This window comes from Bradyrhizobium sp. Kon69, from assembly GCF_055807515.1.
Map to the genome: position 1 here is coordinate 1 of NZ_JBVVOS010000124.1, position 423 is coordinate 423.

Below are 423 nucleotides of genomic sequence, written 5' to 3' on the forward strand. Positions count from 1 at the left end.
GTGAGAAAAGCGCCAGCTATTTCAAGGAGCCCCTCGCCATGCACGCCATCAGCTTTATCCAGGATTTGGCCGTGATCATGCTGGTGGCGGGGGTGGTCGCCATTCTGTTCCATCGCCTCAAGCAGCCGGTGGTGCTGGGCTATATCGTCGCGGGCTTCATCATCGGCCCCCACACGCCGCCGTTCGGCCTGATTCATGATGAAGACACGATCAAGACCCTGGCTGAGCTGGGGGTGATCTTCCTGATGTTCTGCCTGGGCCTGGAATTCAGCCTGCGCAAGCTGTTCAAGGTCGGCGCCACGGCGTTTATCGCGGCGTTCCTGGAAATCATCCTGATGATCTGGATCGGCTACGAGATTGGCCAGTGGTTCGACTGGAACACCATGGATTCGCTGTTCCTTGGCGCGATCCTGGCGATCTCCT

1 protein-coding gene is annotated in these 423 nt (G+C 58.6%); it reads left to right on the plus strand.

The annotated features are described in order from the left end of the window. Positions 1-38: 38 nt before the first annotated feature. Positions 39-423 (plus strand): cation:proton antiporter domain-containing protein (locus AC0L3U_RS38500; RefSeq protein ID WP_473364978.1); only part of this gene is annotated, 385 nt, incomplete at its 3' end.